Below are 17,223 nucleotides of genomic sequence, written 5' to 3' on the forward strand. Positions count from 1 at the left end.
GGCCCGGGGACGCCGCGGCCGAGGTCAGATCTCCCCCCAGTCGAGTTCCTCCGCGGGGAAGACGGAGCCCTCGATGCACGACTTCACCCAGCTCCCGTCCGCCGCGCGCACGACGCACCCCTGGCAGGTGCCGATCCCGCAGCCCATGTGCTCCTCCACGGAGACCTGGAGCCGGCGGCCGTGTTCCCGCGCGAAGGCCGCGAGCGCCCGCAGGAGGGGCGTGGGGCCGCAGCCGAGGAGGAGCGCGCTCGACGCCGGGTCGAGGCCGGCGGTCACGAGGCCCTTCCGGCCGGCGGTCCCGTCCTCCGTGAACACCTCCGGGTCGTGATCCGTGAGGCGGGCGATGAGCGCGGGGTCGAAGACGGCTCCGGCATCGCGCTCGCCGTAGATGAGCCGCACGCGCCGTCCCGCCGCCGCCTCGCGCGCGGCGAGGAAGATGAACGGGGCGAGCCCGACGCCGCCCGCGATGCATTCGACGTCCGCGCCCTCCGTGTCGAAGGGGCGGCCCAGCGGTCCGAGCAGGAGCGCGGTCTGCCCGACTTCCAGCGTCGCGAGCGCCCGCGTGCCCTGGCCGTAGGCGCGCAGCAGGATGCCGACCTCGCCACCGGGGCCCGTCCAGCCGACGCTGAACGGACGCGGGAGGAGCCAGGCCCCGGGCGCGTCGAGCCCGACGCCGAGCATGACGAACTGCCCGGGGAGCGCGGCCGCCGCGATGTCCGGGCAGTCGAACTCCTGCCACCAGGTATCGCGGGCCACGAGGCGCGTGGAGAGCAGCGCCGCCCGCCGGCTCACGGGCGCCGCGCGCTCCACCGCCACATCGCGGCCGGCGCTCAGCACCCCGACTCCGGCGCGGGGGCGTACCGGCGCAGCACGTCTGCGCGGTACGCCGCGATCGCGTCCGCGATCGCCCGCGCGATCGCTTCCTGTCCTTCCGCGCCGTTCAGGAAACGCTCCTCTTCATCGTTCGAGAGAAACCCGACTTCGACGATCACCGACGGCATGCGCACGAGCGCCCCGAGCAGGACCCACCACGGGCCCTGGATGACGCCGCGGTCGGGGGACCCGCCGCGCCGCGCCCTTCGGATCGAGTTCTGCACGAACCCGGCGAAGAGCCGCGACTCCGCAAGATTCTCGGTGCGGTCGAGTCCCGCGAGGATGAACTGAACGTCGGACGGCGAACCCGCCGCGTCATCCACCTCGGGACCCCGGTTCTCCCGCAGCGCGACGTCGCGCGCCTCCTCCGAGCGGGCCTGCCCGAGGAAGATCGTCTCGAACCCGCGCGCCCGTTCGTCCCCCGCGGCGTTGGCGTGGATCGAGACGAAGAGGTCCCCGGCCCGGTCCACCGCGAACTGGGACCGTTCGTCGAGGTCCACGTAGACATCCGTCTCCCGGGTCATGTGAGGCTCGAACATCTCGCGCCCCTCGAGCTCCTCGTACAGTCGTCTCGCGATCGCGAGCACGACATCCTTCTCGTAGCTCGCGCCGCCCAGCGTTCCCGGGTCCCGGCCTCCGTGTCCCGGGTCGATGATCACGCGCCACGGCGCCGTCGGGTCGACGCGGTCCGGCAACGGGTCGGCGGGCGGCGGGGAGGACGGGGACTCCGGGGTCGAGGCGGGCGCCGTCCCCCCCTCCCCCTCGGACGCGGCGGCGACCGGCGGCGGTTCCTCCGACACCCACCGCGTGACGAACTCGGCCGGGAGCCAGAAGGCGTCGCCTTCCTCGTAAGGCGGATTCGCGAGCTGCACCGCGCGTCCCCCGTGCCGGAAGAAGGGAGATTCCGCCTCGAACGCGACCTCTTCGCCGTGGAGGCGGGCGTGCAGGAAGACGCCGTTCCGCGTGACCCCGTCGAGGACGCTCTCCAGGGCGAGCGCGAGGTCCGCCACGGCCACGGCGGGGTAGGCCCGGTGCCGCGCGACGGGGAGGCTGACGGTACGGCCCGAAACCTCCGCCTGTACCGTTTCGGGGGGCGTCTGTGCGTGGATTCCCGCCGGGATCCCGCAGAGCACGGCCAGCGCGGCGACGGCGGCGGCAACCGCGCTCCGCCCCCGCGCGCCGATCCGGTCGCGTCCGCCGCCGCCCCGCTCAACCGCCACGCGCCGCCTCCCTCTTCGCCCGTTCGACCTCCCGCTGCATCGTCTTCCTCTTCAGATCTTCCCGCCGGTCCCGGTGCTTCTTCCCCCGCGCCAGCCCCAGCGTGACCTTGGCGAAGCCGCGCCGGAAATGGATGTCCAGCGGCACGAGCGTCAGCCCGCTCTCGCGCGTCTTCGAGCGCAGGCGATCGATCTCCCGTCGCCTGAGCAGGAGCTTTCGCCGACGCACCGGGTCGGGGGCATCGATCGTCGCCTTGTCGTACGGAGGAATGTGGAGGTTATGGAGCCACGCCTCCCCGCCGTCGATCCGCCCGAACGAGTCCGTGAAGCTCGCCTTCCCATCGCGGAGCGACTTCACCTCCGCCCCCCGCAGGACGAGCCCCGCCTCGAACTGCTCGAGCACCTCGTAGTCGTGGCGAGCCTTCCGGTTGCGGGCGATGACCCGGATTCCATCGCGGTCGCCCACGGCTCACTCCCGGGAGGCCCCGCCGTCCGCGTCCCCGGCGCTCTCATCGGCCTCCGGCGCGGCGGCCGCCTCATCTCCGTCCTCCGGGGCCTCGCCTTCCGCCAGCGCCGCGCGGTAGGCCTCCTTGGACTCGGCGACGCGCGCCTCGAGGTCGGAGCGGGCCTGTCGGGCCGCGTCCTTCCCCGCCTTGATCGCCTCCCCCGCCTTCTGCTGGCGGTCGGCGACGTTGCGGCGGAAGTCGTCCACGCGCGTTTCCACCTGGTCGCGCGTGCGGTCGTAGCGTTCCCCGAGCGTTTCCCGGAGGTCCGTGAGCCGCTCGCCCGTCCCCTCCCTCAACCGGCGAGCCCCCTCGCGCAGGTCCGCCTGCGTTTCGCGCCCGGACTTCGGCGCCAGCAGCAGCGCGACGCCCGCGCCCACCAGGGCGCCGCAGAGGAAGGCGACGACCCCGGACGCCCGGCGTTCCACGATCACGTACGGCTGTTGATCCTGCTCCGACATGTCACTCACTCCCCTGCTGGCGACCGACGCCTTCTACAACCCGCCGGTATGCGGCCGGATCCCACTCGGGCCGTTCGTCGGCGTCGGCGATGCGCCGCCCGAGATGAAAGATGAGGCGCGTGATGCGCGCCGTCTTGTCGTACAGGATCCGGTCCGGTTCGTCGTTGGGCCCGTGATAGTCTTCGTGCGTACCCGTGAAGAAGAAGAGAATGGGTACACCCTTCCTCGCAAAACTGTAGTGGTCCGAGCGGAAATAGAAATTCTGCTCCGGCCACGGGTCGTCGATCGTCGCGAGCCCGAGTTCCGGGTGGTCCCGCAGCGTCTGCCGAAGGGTCGCGCCGAGCGTCGATTCGTCGGCGCCGATCGCCACGACGGTGTCGCGCCAGTTCCGTCCGATCATGTCGATGTTCAGGTTGGCGACCGTCGCCCCGAGGGGGAACAGCGGGTTCTCCGCGTACCACCCGGAGCCGAGAAGCCCGCGCTCCTCCCCGCTCACGGTCATGAATACGAGCGAGCGGCGCGGCGGCGTTTCCAGCGATGCGAACGCCTGCGCGAGTTCGATGATCGCCGCGGTCCCCGAGGCGTCGTCGTCGGCGCCGTTGTAGATGGAGTCCCCGTCGACGGGCCGCCCCACGCCCACGTGATCCATGTGGGCCGTGAAGACGATGAACTCGCCCCGGAGGTCGGGGTCCGAACCCTCGATCCAGCCGATCGTGTTGTAGGCCCTCTCCTCGCGGAACTCGGAGTGCGTGCGCACCCTCGCCTCCCAGGCGGTCGTGCCCGCGCCGGAAGCGAGGGCCGCGCGCAGCGCTTCCGGGAGCGCGGGCGTCCGGACGAACGCGACCGGGGCGCCGAGTTCCTCCGGCATGCCGACGGAGAGCCGCTCCCGCTCGTAGAAGCGCCGGATGCCGTCGAAGTAGTCGTCCGGCGCATCGACGGCGAGCAGGACGGCGACCGCCCCGCCATCGAGGAGGCCGCGGACGGATTCGAGGCCTTGCCGCGTGTCCTCGGGCGCGACCCGCAGGATCGCGACGGCGCCGTCGGGCGGGTCCGCGCCGCCGGGCGTCACGATCGCGAGCGGACCCGCGACCTCCCCGCGGCCACCCGGAACGGGGAGGATGTCGGACCCTTCGATCGTCCCGCCGTCCGGACCGTCGATCTCGATCGACTGCCGGCCGGGGGTGCCGGCCCGGGATGCGGTCAGCGGGTACTCCTGCAGGTAGCTGTCGCCGTCCGCCGGCTGGAGGCCGAACTCCTCGAAACGACGGGCAATGTGCCGTGCCGCCTTGTCCAGTTCCGGACTCGGCGTCGCCCGGCCTCGCATCGAGTCGTGCGCGAGGGCGCCGATGCGGAGACGCAGGTCGCCCGCCGTGATGGTCGCCGCCCCGGCTCCGGCTTCGGCCTGCGCGGAGATTCCCGCGGGGGAGGTCGCGAGCGCCAGCGCCAGAACCCATGTCCTTTTCATTCGCTTCCTTCCCGGAGGGACGTTCGACCGAAGGCGAGTCCGCGACGTGTGGCGGGGCTCCGCCAAGTGGAGCTAGTCTTTTCCGATGACCGAAGGCACCGCAACTCTCACCTCCGCTCTCGACGCTTCCCGGCAGCGCCTCGACCTCGCGAGTCCGCGCGAGATCGTGGGCCTTTCGCACCTGGAACTCGTGGCGCGCCACATCGTGGAAGGGTTTCTCATCGGGCTCCACGACTCGCCGAAGCGCGGCTTCTCCGCCGAGTTCGCCGAGGACCGCCCCTACAACCGCGGCGACGACATCCGCTACCTGGACTGGAAGGCCTACGCGAAGACGGACCGCCTCTACATCAAGCAATACGAGGAGGAGACGAACCTGCGGGCCTACCTGCTCGTCGACGTGAGCCGGTCGATGGGCTGGGTGTCGGACGGGGAGCGCTTTCCGACCAAGCTCGCGTACGCGCGGCTGGTCGCGGCCTCGCTTTCGCTGCTCCTCGTGCAGCAGGGCGACGCGACGGGACTCATCGCCTTCGATGAGGCGCTGCGGGCGCACATCGCGCCGCGCACCACGCGCCGCCACTGGCGCCGGCTGCTGGGCGAGCTCACGCGCCTGTCCGCCGATGGCCGGACCGATGCGGGTTCCGCGCTCAAGGAGATCGCCGGCCGGCTTCAGCGGCGGGGTCTCGTCGTGCTCATTTCGGACCTGCTCGTGGACCCGGAGACGACGCGGATGTCCCTGCGCTATCTCCGGCACCGCGGCCACGAGGTGATCCTGTTCCACATCATGGACCCGGGCGAGCGGGAACTCCCGGCCGAGGGGGAGGCGATCTTCTTCGACCCGGAGACGGGCGAGGAACTGGGCGCCAACTCCGCGGCGCTTCGCCGGCAGTACCGCGAGGCGGTGGAGGCGGCGGTCGATGGCTGGCGCAAGGAGGCGCTGCGGTGGGGCGCCGACTACGCGCTCCTCACCACGGACACTCCCATCGGGCTCGCGCTGAGGCAGTTCATGCGCAGGCGGGCCGGCGGATGACGGGAGCCGGGCTGGCTTGAGCTTCCTCTACCTGTCGGCGCTGGCGCTCGGGCTGAGCGTGGCCGTGCCGCTCATCCTCCACCTGCGGCGCCGCCAGACCGACCGGCGCGTGTCCTTCCCGGCGCTCCGCTACCTCAGCCGCGCGGAAGACGCGCGCTCGAGGTCGCTCGCGGCCTCGGACCTGCTGCTGCTCGCCGTGCGGATCGGCCTCCTGATCGCGCTCGCGCTCGCCGCGGCGGGGCCGCTCATCGGACGCGGCGGGGCCCGCGACCACGAGCCGACGGACCTCGCGCTCATCGTGGACAATTCGGCGAGCGTCGGGCGGCTGGACGAAAACCGCATCCTGTTCGAGTCGCTCGTGGAGCTTGCCCGGTCGGCGCTCGCCGCGGCCCGCCCGGAGGACCGCGTGTGGCTCTTCCCCACCGTCGGGGAGCCGCTCGCGGCCGGCGTCGCCGCGGGGCGGGCCGCGCCGGCACTCGGGCAGCTCCGGCCGACGGACGGCGCGGCTGATCTGGCCGCCGTCGTGGCTCGGGCGGCCGCCGCGCTCCCCGCCGACGGCGGGCGGCGGCGCGAAATCCAGTTGCTGTCGGACCTCCAGGCGTCCGCTCTGCGGACCGATCCGGCGGCCGCGAGCGACGCCGCGCCCCTCGTGGCCTACGCGCCGCGGCCGCCGGACGAGCCCAACGGCGCCCTCGTCGATGTCGAACTGACCGGCGGCACGACCGCGCCGTCGGGCACCGGGCACGGCGTCATCGTGCGGAGCGCCCGGACCGGGCCGGCCGCCCCGCCGGATCCACCGGACGGCGCCGCGGCGGAAGCCGACATCCGGCTTGAACTCGACGGACGGCTCGCCGGTGCGGCCCGGGCCCCGTGGGGCGCGAGCGCCATCCTCGGCCTCCCCGAACTCGGACCGGGGCTGCACGAGGGGCGGCTGGAGGTGAACCCCGCCGGCGCGCGGGCCGATGACCTGCGCTACTTCGCGATCCGGGTCGTGCCTCCCCCCGCGGTTCGCTTCCATGGCGACGCGAACGGCTTCGTCGGCCTCGGGATCGAAACCCTTCGCGACGGAGGACGGCTGGGAGCCGGAGGAAACGGGGCCGTCGCGGTCGTGGATGGGGATGTGAGCGTCGGCGCGCCGTGGGAGGGCGCGGAGACCGTCATCTTCGTTCCGCCCGCCGACCCGGTCGACCTGGCGGCCTTCAATCAGGGGCTGGCTTCCGTCGGGATCGCCTGGCAGGCACGCGTCGACGCGGGATCGGGCGATCTCGGACTCGCGGAGCCGGAGGCCGCGTTCTCGCTCTCGGGCGTACGGGTCCGGCAGCGCTACCTCCTTCGCACGACGGGCGGCGGGTCGGCCGCCGACACGGCGCTGCTGCGCACGGAGGACGGAGAACCGTGGCTCATCCGCACGGACTCGGACGACCGGATGGCGCTGATCCTCGCCTCGCCGCTCACGGCCACGGCCAGCGATCTCCCGGCGCATCCCGCCATGGTCCCCTTCCTCGAAGCGCTCCTCGTGCACTGGTCGCACCTGGCCACCTGGCCCTTCGCCGACTTCGACGCGGGACGGCCGCTGACCCTCCCGGAGTGGGCAGGCGAGGTCGAGTCTCCCGACGGGACGGTGCGCGCCGTGGAGGGCGGCGCGCAGTTTACGCCGCTGAGGGCGGGAGTGTATGCGGTCCGGGGCACCGGGAGCGACGGGGCGGTCGCGGAAACGCACTTCGCGGCGAACGTGCCGGAAGAGGAGGCCGATCCGACCCCGATGGGACGGCGCGAACTGGAGGAACTGTTCGCCGGCCGGCCGGTATTCACGGCGGGCCCCGACGCGAGCGCCTGGGAAGACGGTATCTTCCGCGCCCGGAGGGGCCGGGACATGGCCCCCTGGCTGATCGCGCTCGCGCTCGCGCTGATCGGGATCGAGCTGTACCTGGCGACGCCGGGCCGGTCGCGCCGCCCGAGCGCGGACGGTGAAGGGAGCGAGGTGACATCGGGCGCGTCGAACTGATTCGAAGGTCGTTCCTCCAAGTCGTGCGAGCCGCCGGAATCCCGGAGGAGCTCTCGCGGCGTGGTGCCCGTGCGTTCGTCCACCCGCTCCCGGGGGCGGGATCCGCCGCGCTCGCGCTCGCGCTCGACGATCTGGCCGTCGGCGCACCCATCGTCCTCATCGCCGACACGCCCGAGCGGGCCGAGGCGCTCCACGAGGACCTCCGCACGCTCGGGGCCGCGGGCGCCCGCTGCTATCCGCAGCGAGAGGCCCTCCCGTACGAGGATGCGGACCCGCACATCGAGATCGAGGCCCAGCGCGTGGAGGCGATGGGCGCGCTGCTCGGCGGGCGCTGCCGGATCCTCACGACGACGGCCCGGGCGCTCGCCGAGCGGGCGCCGATCCCGGTCGGCCCCGGCACGAGCCTCGCCCTCACGATCGGGCGCGGGGCCGAGCGCCCCCTGGCCGAACTCGGCCGACGCCTGGAGGAGATGGGATTCGGCCGGACCCACACGGTGCGTGAAGTCGGGGATTACGCGATCCGCGGCGGGATCGTGGATCTGTTCCCGTTCGGACATCCGGCGCCGCTTCGGATCGAACTCTGGGGCGACGAGGTGGAGTCGGTGCGGCGCTTCGACGCGCTCACCCAGCGTTCGACCGAAACCCTGGAAAGCGTGGACGTCCTTCCGATCGCGCTGCAGGGCTCCGAAACGGCGGGCGACGTGGAGCGGCGTGCCCTCCTCGAGACGCTGCCTCCGACGGCGCTCGCGCTGGTCCTCGACGCGGAAGGGGGCGTCCGGGCCCGCGAACGCCTGTGGACGGAGGTCCGGGACGCGAGGAAGCGCGTCGGCGCCGGCGCGGAGCCGGCCGAGTCCCTCGTCCTCCCGCCTTCCGAGGCGGAGCGACGGCTGGCCGCCTTCCGCCTCCTCGAATTCACGGCGCCGGAGCAGGCCCCGCCGGCCGCGCTTCGGCTTCCGGTCGAGCCTCCGCCCTCCATAGACCGCGACATGAAGCGGCTCGTGGCCGAGATCGGCACGGCGCGGGCCCGCGGCGAACGCCTCATCGTCTTCTGCGACAACGACGGCCAGGTCGAGCGGCTGGAGGAGATCCTCACCGAACGCGGGGGCGCGGCGCTCGCCCGCGAGGTCGCCCTCGCCATCGGATCGCTGAGCGGCGGGTTCAGGGTCGGCGTCCCCGGCACCCTGCTCGTCCTCACGGATCACGAGGTGTTCCGGCGCCGGTATCGCCGCCACCGCGTCCGGCTGGGCGGCGCCGCCACCATCGAATCCATCGCGTCCATCGAACCCGGCGACTACGTGGTTCACATGGAGCACGGGATCGGCCGCTACATGGGCCTGGAGCGCGTCGACGTGCGCGGCGAGACGATCGAGACGATGGAGATCCGCTACGCCGACGGTGAAATCCTCAGACTCCCGCACTATCGGCTGGACCTCATCGAACGGTGGAGCGCCGCCGGTTCGGACGCCCGGCCGCCCGCGGTCCACAAGCTCGGCCGGCGGAAGTGGAAGCAGCTCCGGAACCGGACCGTCGCGGCGATCGAGGCCACGGCGGTCGAACTCCTCCAGCTCTACGCGCGGCGCAAGATGTCGCCCGGACGCGCCTTCCCGGCGGAGACCCCCTGGCAGCGCGAGATGGAATCCGCCTTCCTCTACGACGAGACACCGGATCAACTCACCGCCTGGGAGGCGGTCCGGCGGGATCTCGAGGCGCCGGTCCCGATGGATCGCCTCGTGTGCGGGGACGTCGGCTTCGGGAAGACGGAGGTCGCGATCCGCGCGGCGTTCAAGGCCGTTCAGGACGGCGCGCAGGTCGCCGTGCTCGCCCCGACCACGATCCTCGCGGACCAGCATCTCGCCACCTTCCGCGAGCGCCTCGCGGGCTTCCCCGTGCACGTGGAAGGGTTGTCGCGCTTCCGCACCCCGCGCGAGCAGCGCAAGGTCATCGCGGGGCTCGAAGCCGGGACCGTCGACATCGTCATCGGCACGCACCGGCTCCTCTCGCGCGACGTCGGATTCCGCGACCTGGGCCTCCTCATCGTGGACGAGGAGCAGCGGTTCGGCGTTCGCCAGAAGGAGCGGCTGAAGGAGTACCGCGAGACGGTGGATGTCCTCACCCTCACGGCGACGCCCATCCCCCGGACCCTTCACCTGGCGCTCGGCGGGCTGCGCGACCTCTCCACGATTCGCACGCCGCCGCGAAACCGCATGCCGATCATCACGCACGTGCTGTCCTGGGATGACGGGATCCTGGAGGAGGCCCTGCGCCGCGAGTTCGACCGCGGCGGCCAGGTGTTCTTCGTCCACGACCGCGTCGAGACGATCCACGCCGCCGCGAGCCGCGTTAAGAGACTGATGCCCGAGGCGCGGGCCGCCATCGCGCACGGCCAGATGCCGGAGCGCGAACTCGAGGACGTCATGCACCGCTTCGTCCGCGGCGAGATCGACCTCCTCATCTGCACGTCCATCATCGAGAACGGGCTCGATGTCCCGTCCGCGAACACGATGATCGTCCACAGGGCCCACAACTTCGGCCTCGCCCAGCTCTACCAGTTGCGGGGCCGGGTCGGCCGCTCCCACCGCCGCGCCTACTGCTATCTCGTCGTCCCCTCCGACGTCGCGCCCGATGCGGCGGAGCGGCTGCGCGTGCTCGAGCACCACACGGAACTGGGCTCGGGATACGAGGTCGCGCTCAAGGACCTCGAGCTGCGGGGGGCGGGGAACCTCCTGGGCGGAGAGCAGAGCGGTTTCGCCACCGCGGTGGGGATCGAGACGTGGCAGCGGCTCGTCGAGAGCACCCTCCGGCGGTTGAGGGGAGAATCGCCGGACTCCGCGCCGCGCGCCCGGGTCTCCGTGGATGGGGAGTCTTTCCTCCCCGATGCCTACGTCGCCGGGTCGCCGGTGAAGATGCATCTCTATCGCCGTCTCTCGCGTCTCACCAAATGGGAAGAGGTGAAGGCGTTCCGCGCGGAACTCGAGGATCGCTTCGGCCGCCTTCCGCCCCCGGCGGCGCGTCTCATCGCGGCGGCGGAACTCCGGATTCTCGGGGCGGCGATCGGAGCGGACTGGATCCGGGCGTCCGACGACGACGCCCGAATCTCGTTCGAGGCGACGGCCTCGCCGCAGCTCAGGCTGCTCACGAACGCGCTCGCGGACCGCCAGTTGCACGTTGAAGTGCGGCGGCTGGAACCGTTATCGTTGGTCCTGCGACGGGCGGGAACGGAGCCCCTCCTGCCGATGCTGGCGGAGGCCCTGGGGATCCTGGCGGCGCCGGGGCGCGCGGAGGCGAAGGAGACCAGAGTTCCGGCGGCCGCCGGAGGAGTCTAGCGTGATCGATATCAATGGTGGAATGAAGGCCTTCCGGGCCGGGGCCTGCCTGCTCGCGGCGGCGCTCGCCCTCGGCGCACCGCTTTCCGGGCTGCAGGAGAACGAACCCGCCGCGCCCGACACCGTGGCGGCAACGGAGTTTCCCTCCGGCGTGGCGTCGCTCGACAGGATCGTGGCCGTGGTGGGCGACACGGCGATCCTCATGTCCGATATCCAGGTCACGCTCTACCAGCTGCAGGCCCGCGGCGCGCGAGTTCCGCTCGAAGGGACCCAGGGCTGGGAGGCGTTCGCCCGCGAAGTGCTCGATGCGATGATCGACGATCTCATCTTCCTTCAACAGGCGAGGAACGCGGGCGTCACGGTGCCCGAGGGCCGCGTGACGGAGATGGCGGACGCCTACTTCGCGGAGACGCGGGCCAACTTCTCCACCGACGAGGAGATGATGCTGGCGGTGGAGGAGACGGGCATGAACATGCTCCAGTTCCGCCAGATGCAGCGCTCGCAGGCGCAGGCCGAGGGAATGCGCCAGGCCTACCGGATCGAACTCGAGCAACGTTCGGATCTGCCGCCGGTCATCGTCAGCGAGGAAGAGGTCGAAGCCGCCTTCGAGGAGTTCGCGCAGAACCAGCCGCCGCGGCCGGCGCTCGTCTCGTTCAACCGGCTCGTGGTCACGCCGAATCCGAGCGGCGCCGCCCGGGACAGCGTCCTCGCGCGCACGATTCGCGTGCAGAACGATTTCGCGAACGACGAGGAGTTCTCGGTCCTTGCCCGCCGGCACTCCGACGACGACGGCACCAGGGAGCAGGGCGGCGAGTTGGGCTGGATGAACCGCGACCTGCTCGTGAAGCCGTTCGGCGACGCCGCCTGGGGGGCGCGCCCCGGCCAGACGGTGGGACCGGTGCAGACCCAGTTCGGGCTCCACTTCATCAAGATCGAGCGCCAGCGGGGGGCGGAGCGCTTTCTGCGCCACATCCTCCTGCGCCCCGAGATCACGGACGACGACATCGAGGAGGCCCGGACGCTCGCGATCCAGATCGCGGACAGCCTGCGGGCGGGCAGCGACCCGGAGCGGCTCGTGGCCCTGTTCCGCGGACGGGTGGCCGACGAGGCCATCCGCTTCGACGACATCGCGCTCGCGAGCCTGGTCAGCCAGTTCACGGGCGCGGGCGCCGAATCCGGACTCACCGAGCCGACGCCCGGCACGGTGTACGGGCCGCTGCCGATGCAGCGCGGCGGTCCCACCGAGTTCGGGCTCGTCCACGTCCTGACGTTCCGCCCCGAGGGCCCGATCGAGCTCAACGACGTGCGGGTGCAGATCCGGCAGAGCCTCCGGACCCGCAAGCAGATCGACATCATCCTCCAGGAGGTCCGTACCAACACGTACATCGACGTGAGATTCTGAGGAGGATGACCCACATGCCGCGCCTCGGGATCACGCTGGGGGATCCGCGCGGGATCGGGCCGGAGGTGACCGCGGCGGCGCTCTCCTCGTTCTCGGCCGCGGACGGGATCGAAGCGGTCCTCGTGGGGCCGCGGTCGCTCGGCGAGGTGGAGGACCGCCTGGAGGGGGTGCCCCGGGAGACGGTGGGAGACTGGGACCCCGCGGGCGGCGAGAGGCTCGCGGGCCTGCTGTCGGCGCGGGCCATCGAACGGGCGGTCGCGCTGGCGCGGACGGGGGAGATCGACGGGATCGTCACGGCTCCGATCAGCAAGACCGCCCTGCGGGCCGCGGGGTATGCGCACCCGGGGCATACGGAGTTCCTCCAGGAGTTGGCCGGAGCGCACGAGGTCACGATGATGATGTCCGCCGAGCGCACCCCCCTCGGCGGGTCCCTGCGCCTGGCGCTCCTCACCGCGCATCTTCCCCTGCGCGACGTCCCCTCGGTGCTCGACGCGGACCTCTTCGCGCGCAGATCCGGGATCGCGATCGAAGCCCTGCGCATCTGGTGGGGGATCGAACGGCCCCGCGTCGCCTTCGCGGGGCTCAATCCGCACGCGGGCGAGGGGGGGCTGTTCGGCGACGAGGAGATCGAAGTGTTCGCGCCGGCGCTCGCCCGGCTCGCTGCCGACCCCGCGCTCGACATCCTCGGCGTCTTTCCCGGGGACACCGTCTTCCTGAAGGCGATCTCGGGGGAGGCGGACCTCGTCGTGACGCCCTACCACGATGTGGGCCTCGCGGTGCTGAAGACGATCGCGATGAACGAAGGCGTGAACGTGACGGCCGGACTTCCCTTCCCGCGCACCTCTCCGGATCACGGCACGGCCATGGACATCGCCGGCCGCGGGGTCGCGGACCCGGGAGCGATGCGGGCCGCGATCGACCTCTGCGCCCGGTTCTGCGCGGCGCGGGCCGTCGCGACATGATCTCGCTGAGAGACGTCTCGAAGGCCTACCCGCGCTCCGGAGACGCGCTCAGCGGGGTTTCGTTCCGTCTCCGGAAGGGGGAGTTCGCCTTCCTCACGGGACCGTCGGGGGCGGGCAAGTCGACGGTGCTCGAACTGATCCACTTCCAGACCCGGCCGACCGAAGGCGAGGTTCAGGTCTCGCGCTACAACTCGAGGCGGGTCCGCCGCCGGGACATCCCCGCGCTGCGGCGGCGCGTGGGGTTCGTGTTTCAGGACTTCAAGCTGCTGGAACGGCTGACCGCGGCGGAAAACGTGGCCTTCGCGCTCGAGGTCATCGGGACGCCGCGGCGCGAGATCGCCGGGCGCGTCCAGCGGCTGCTGAGCCAGGTCGGCCTCGCCGCCCGCGCCCGCTCGAGACCATCGGAACTGTCGGGCGGGGAGCGGCAGCGCGTCGCGGTGGCGCGCGCCCTCGCAACGGAACCGCGGATCCTCCTCGCGGACGAGCCCACGGGCAACCTCGATCCCGATGCCGCCGGGGGCGTGTTCGAACTGTTCCGGATGCTGAACCGCCTCGGCACGGCCGTGCTCATGGCCACGCACGACGCGGATTTCGTGTGCCGACACGCCGAGATCCGTCAACTTGAACTGGAGGACGGGCGACTCGTCCGCGATTCCGCCGCGTGAGGGCCGTGCGGGAGGCGCTCGCCGGCTTCCGACGCACCCCTCTCCTGTGCGCCCTCTCCATCGGAGCGGTGGGGCTCAGCCTCGTGATCCTCGGTCTCTTCGGGCTCGTCGCGCACAATGTCGGCGGGGCGATCGGCGACGTGGAACGCCGCGTGGAGGTCGTCGGCTACCTGCTCGACGACGCCGGGCCGGAACAGGTGCGGGCCGCCCGGCGGGAGTTGGAGGCGCTCCCGGCCGTGGAATCGGTGCGCTACGTCTCGAAGGACGAGGCGCTGGAGCGGGCGCGCCGCGATCTCGTCGAGTTCTCCGACGTCTACGGGGAACTGCGGGTGAACCCGCTTCCCGCCTCGTTTCACCTCAGGCTGCGGGAGGGCTTCCGCACGCCGGAGACGGTGTCGGAGACGGCGGGCACGCTCGCGGCGTATCCGTTCATCGAGGAGGCGCGCTTCGGGGACGAGTGGGTGGAGCGGCTCTTCGCCCTGCGGAGCGCCGCGGCGGCGGTCGCGCTCGCCCTGGGCGGCGGGTTCGCGCTGGTCGCCGTGCTTCTCATCGTCACGACGGTGCGCATGGCGGTCCTCGCGCGCGGCGAAGAGATCGAGATCATGCAGATCGTGGGCGCGCGGGAAGGCTACATCCAGCGGCCCTTCCTCCTCGAAGGCGCGCTGACGGGGCTCGCGGGCGGGCTGCTCGCGCTCGGCGTCACGCGGCTCGCGTATGTCTTCTTCCCCGCGCGTTTCGCGGCCGTCGAATCGCTCGTGTGGCTCCCGCACCCCTGGACCGCGGCCGGCGTCGCCGCCGCCGCCGCTCTCGGCCTGCTCGCCGCCGCCTTCTCCGTGCACCGCGAAGTGGGACGGGCGTATGGCCCCTCCTAGTCCGGCCGGGGGCGCGCGGGGGCGCGCGTGGACGGCGCGGGTCGTTGCGGCCGTGAGCGTTGCCGTCGCGACGATCCCGGCATGGACCGCGCCGGCTTCCGCGATCGCGCAGGAGTCGCCGGACGTGCGGCGCCGCCTCGACGAGAGCCAGGCGCGGCTGGAGGTCATCCGCGAGGAACGGCAGCGGCTGCGCCGGGAACTCGCGGGGATCGCCGGCCAGGTGAGCGGCGATTCGGCCGAACTCCTGAACATCGAACGCCAGATCGACGCGTCGGCGAGCCTCCTGGCCGAGTTCGACGTTCAAGTGCTCGCGCTCTCCGATCGGCTCACGGCCATGACGCGCGAGATGCTGCTCACGCGCGACGAACTCACGGCGCGCCGGGTCGTGCTGCGGGCGCGGCTTCGCGACATCTACAAGCGCGGCCCTCTCCGCACGGTAGAGGTGCTCCTCTCCTCGCGGTCCTTCTCGGACCTGCTCAATCGCTACCGGTACCTCCGCGATGTCGCCGTCTTCGACCGCATGCTCCTGGAGGACGTGAGGGAACTCGAGGGCAGGCTCGCGGACCAGCGCGGCGGGTTGAGCCGGGAAGGCGACCGCATCGCCGGCGTACGGGCGGAGCACCTCCGGGAATACGACGAGCTGGAGAGGCTGGAGGGGCAGCGGCAGGAGCGGTTGCGCCGCTTCGCCGACCAACGCGACGAAGCGCAGTCGACGCTGGCCCGGCTCGCGGCGGAAGAGGCCGAGTTGCGCGCGCTCATCGGTGGCCTGGAAGAACGACGCCGCTCGGCGGAACGCGAGGCCGGCACCGCGTCCGTCTCATCGCTGACGACCGGAGACCTCGGACGCCTCGCGTGGCCGGTCGAGGGCGAGATCCTGTGGCGCTTCGGGCCCGAGCGGGAAGGACGCACGACGATCCCGCGCGAAGGGATCGGGATCGCGGCGCCGCGCGGCACGCCCGTGAACGCGGTGGACCGCGGCACCGTGGCTTCCGTGGCGGCGCGCGCCTCCGGGCAGACGGTGATCCTCGATCACGGAGGAGGCTTCTACTCCTCCTATCAGAAGCTCCGCGACGTCACGGTGCGCGAGGGACAGCCGGTCGGCGAGGGAGAGCCGATCGGACACGTGGGCGGGGACGCCACCCGGCCGCACATCGAGTTCCACATCTACGAGCCGGGGGCGGTGGGGCCCCGCGCGGTGGATCCGGTCCGGTGGCTGCGGGGACGCCCGTGAGCGGCGGGCGTCCGTGGGGTCAGGAAGACCTCCTGGGGCGCCTGGCGGGCGCCGTCGCGGGCCGGAGACTGCCGCAGTCGCTCCTCGTCCACGGCCCGGAGGGCGTCGGCAAGCGTTCGCTGGCCCTGTGGCTCGCGCGCGCCCTCCAGTGCGAGGCGGCGGAGACGGGGGATGGACCCTGCGAGGCGTGCCGGAACTGCCGCATGGCGGCGCGGCTGGAGCACCCGGACATCCACCTCCACTTCCCGATGCCGCGCCCGAAGCGGGCCGCCTCGCGGGCCAAACTGCGAGAAGCGATCGAGGCGCAGCGCCACGAGCGTCTCGCGCTCCTGCGGGAGGATCTCCATGCGCGTCCGGACGCGGACGCGGTCACGGGGCTCTACGTGGCCGCCGTGGAGAACATCCGGGACCAGGCGTCCCGGCGTCCCTCGATGGCGGGCAGGTCGGTGTTCGTGATCGAGGACGCGGAACGGATGGTGCCGCAGAGCGCGAGCCCCGAGGCGGCGAACGCCTTTCTCAAGCTCCTGGAGGAACCGCCGCCCTTCGCCTACATCGTGCTCACGAGCAGCCGTCCGGACGCCCTTCTGCCGACGATCCGGTCCCGCGCGGTACCGCTCCGCGTGGCGCCGCTGCCGACCGAACGCGTGGCGGCCTACGTGGCGGAACACCTCGGCGTTCGCGACGACGACCGGGCCCGCGGGGTGGCGCGGCGGGCCGGCGGCGCCGTCTACCGGGCGCGCATGCTCGTCGATGCCGAAGCCGGCGAATCCGAGGCCGCCGCGGACGGTCTGCTGGCCGCCGCGCTGGACGGCACTCCGCAGGCGCGCTACCGCGCCGCATCCCGCTACTCCGCCCGTGGCGCGCGGGGGGAGTTGGAGCCGGCGCTCGAGGCGCTGCGCATCCGCCTGCGGGACATGCTCTGCGTCGCCGCTGGAGCGGCCGACGCGGCACTCGACCCGGACCGCGCGAACACGTCCGGCGGAGCGGGAAGCCGGGACGCCCGCCGAGCGGCCGGAGCCCCCGCGGAACGAGCGGTCCTCGAAGCCCTCGGGGCCGTCGATGCGGCGGTGGAGGGGGTGGGCCGCAACCTGAACCCGCAGGCGACGACGGCCCTCCTGCTCGAGGAGATGAGCGCGGCCTTCGCCGGCCGCTCCACTGGCCGAACGGCGGGAACACCGCAGTTTGCGGGGGTACTGAGAAGTCTGTGACGGGAGGCA

At 72.4% G+C, this 17,223-nt stretch carries 14 protein-coding genes; 9 read left to right on the forward strand and 5 right to left on the reverse strand.

The features are described from left to right. Nucleotides 1–24: 24 nt before the first annotated feature. The 5 genes from ACOGI9_RS09595 to ACOGI9_RS09615 are packed head-to-tail and all read right to left on the reverse strand — an operon-like array spanning nucleotide 25 to nucleotide 4,519. Nucleotides 25–837, reverse strand: a complete 813-nt coding sequence (locus ACOGI9_RS09595) for a hypothetical protein (protein WP_419856910.1) — start codon at nucleotides 835–837, stop codon at nucleotides 25–27. Next, a complete protein-coding gene (locus tag ACOGI9_RS09600) occupies nucleotides 831–2,093 on the reverse strand; it encodes an N-acetylmuramoyl-L-alanine amidase family protein (protein WP_419856911.1) in 1,263 nt (420 codons plus the stop codon). The genes ACOGI9_RS09595 and ACOGI9_RS09600 overlap by 7 nt, the downstream gene beginning before the upstream one ends. Next, entirely contained in the window at nucleotides 2,083–2,556 is a 474-nt protein-coding gene (gene smpB, locus ACOGI9_RS09605; RefSeq protein ID WP_419856912.1) for an SsrA-binding protein SmpB, read from the reverse strand. Before smpB ends, ACOGI9_RS09600 begins: the two co-directional genes overlap by 11 nt. Before the next feature lie 3 nt (nucleotides 2,557–2,559). Then, nucleotides 2,560–3,054, reverse strand: coding sequence for a YtxH domain-containing protein (locus ACOGI9_RS09610; protein WP_419856913.1), 495 nt, complete (start codon nucleotides 3,052–3,054; stop codon nucleotides 2,560–2,562). A 1-nt stretch (nucleotide 3,055) separates the two neighbouring features. Further along, a complete protein-coding gene (locus ACOGI9_RS09615) occupies nucleotides 3,056–4,519 on the reverse strand; it encodes a M28 family peptidase (RefSeq protein WP_419856914.1) in 1,464 nt (487 codons plus the stop codon). A gap of 85 nt (nucleotides 4,520–4,604) precedes the next feature. Here ACOGI9_RS09615 and ACOGI9_RS09620 point away from each other — a divergent pair, with 85 nt between their 5' ends. The 9 genes from ACOGI9_RS09620 to ACOGI9_RS09660 are packed head-to-tail and all read left to right on the forward strand — an operon-like array spanning nucleotide 4,605 to nucleotide 17,214. After that, entirely contained in the window at nucleotides 4,605–5,546 is a 942-nt protein-coding gene (locus ACOGI9_RS09620; protein ID WP_419856915.1) for a DUF58 domain-containing protein, read from the forward strand. 16 nt (nucleotides 5,547–5,562) lie between these two features. Then, nucleotides 5,563–7,551 (forward strand): BatA domain-containing protein, encoded by a 1,989-nt coding sequence (locus ACOGI9_RS09625; RefSeq protein ID WP_419856916.1) that lies wholly within the window; start codon nucleotides 5,563–5,565, stop codon nucleotides 7,549–7,551. A 23-nt stretch (nucleotides 7,552–7,574) separates the two neighbouring features. After that, on the forward strand, nucleotides 7,575–10,874 hold the full coding sequence (gene mfd, locus ACOGI9_RS09630; protein ID WP_419856917.1) for a transcription-repair coupling factor: 3,300 nt from the start codon (nucleotides 7,575–7,577) through the stop codon (nucleotides 10,872–10,874). Between the two features lies 1 nt (nucleotide 10,875). Continuing rightward, nucleotides 10,876–12,276: a peptidylprolyl isomerase gene (locus ACOGI9_RS09635; protein ID WP_419856918.1), complete on the forward strand. Its 1,401-nt coding sequence runs from the start codon at nucleotides 10,876–10,878 to the stop codon at nucleotides 12,274–12,276. A gap of 14 nt (nucleotides 12,277–12,290) precedes the next feature. After that, a complete protein-coding gene (locus tag ACOGI9_RS09640) occupies nucleotides 12,291–13,238 on the forward strand; it encodes a PdxA family dehydrogenase (RefSeq protein ID WP_419856919.1) in 948 nt (315 codons plus the stop codon). Further along, a complete protein-coding gene (locus tag ACOGI9_RS09645) occupies nucleotides 13,235–13,903 on the forward strand; it encodes a cell division ATP-binding protein FtsE (protein WP_419856920.1) in 669 nt (222 codons plus the stop codon). The genes ACOGI9_RS09640 and ACOGI9_RS09645 overlap by 4 nt, the downstream gene beginning before the upstream one ends. After that, a complete protein-coding gene (locus ACOGI9_RS09650; protein WP_419856921.1) occupies nucleotides 13,900–14,775 on the forward strand; it encodes a cell division protein FtsX in 876 nt (291 codons plus the stop codon). Before ACOGI9_RS09645 ends, ACOGI9_RS09650 begins: the two co-directional genes overlap by 4 nt. Nucleotides 14,776–14,827: 52 nt before the next feature. Further along, a complete protein-coding gene (locus ACOGI9_RS09655) occupies nucleotides 14,828–16,006 on the forward strand; it encodes a murein hydrolase activator EnvC family protein (RefSeq protein ID WP_419856922.1) in 1,179 nt (392 codons plus the stop codon). Then, the gene (locus ACOGI9_RS09660; RefSeq protein ID WP_419856923.1) at nucleotides 16,003–17,214 is read left to right on the forward strand and encodes an ATP-binding protein; all 1,212 of its coding nucleotides are present in this window, start codon (nucleotides 16,003–16,005) and stop codon (nucleotides 17,212–17,214) included. Before ACOGI9_RS09655 ends, ACOGI9_RS09660 begins: the two co-directional genes overlap by 4 nt. Nucleotides 17,215–17,223 lie beyond the last annotated feature (9 nt).

Origin of the sequence: Candidatus Palauibacter irciniicola, from assembly GCF_965208695.1 — a bacterium.
In the GTDB taxonomy this organism is placed as follows: domain Bacteria; phylum Gemmatimonadota; class Gemmatimonadetes; order Palauibacterales; family Palauibacteraceae; genus Palauibacter; species Palauibacter irciniicola.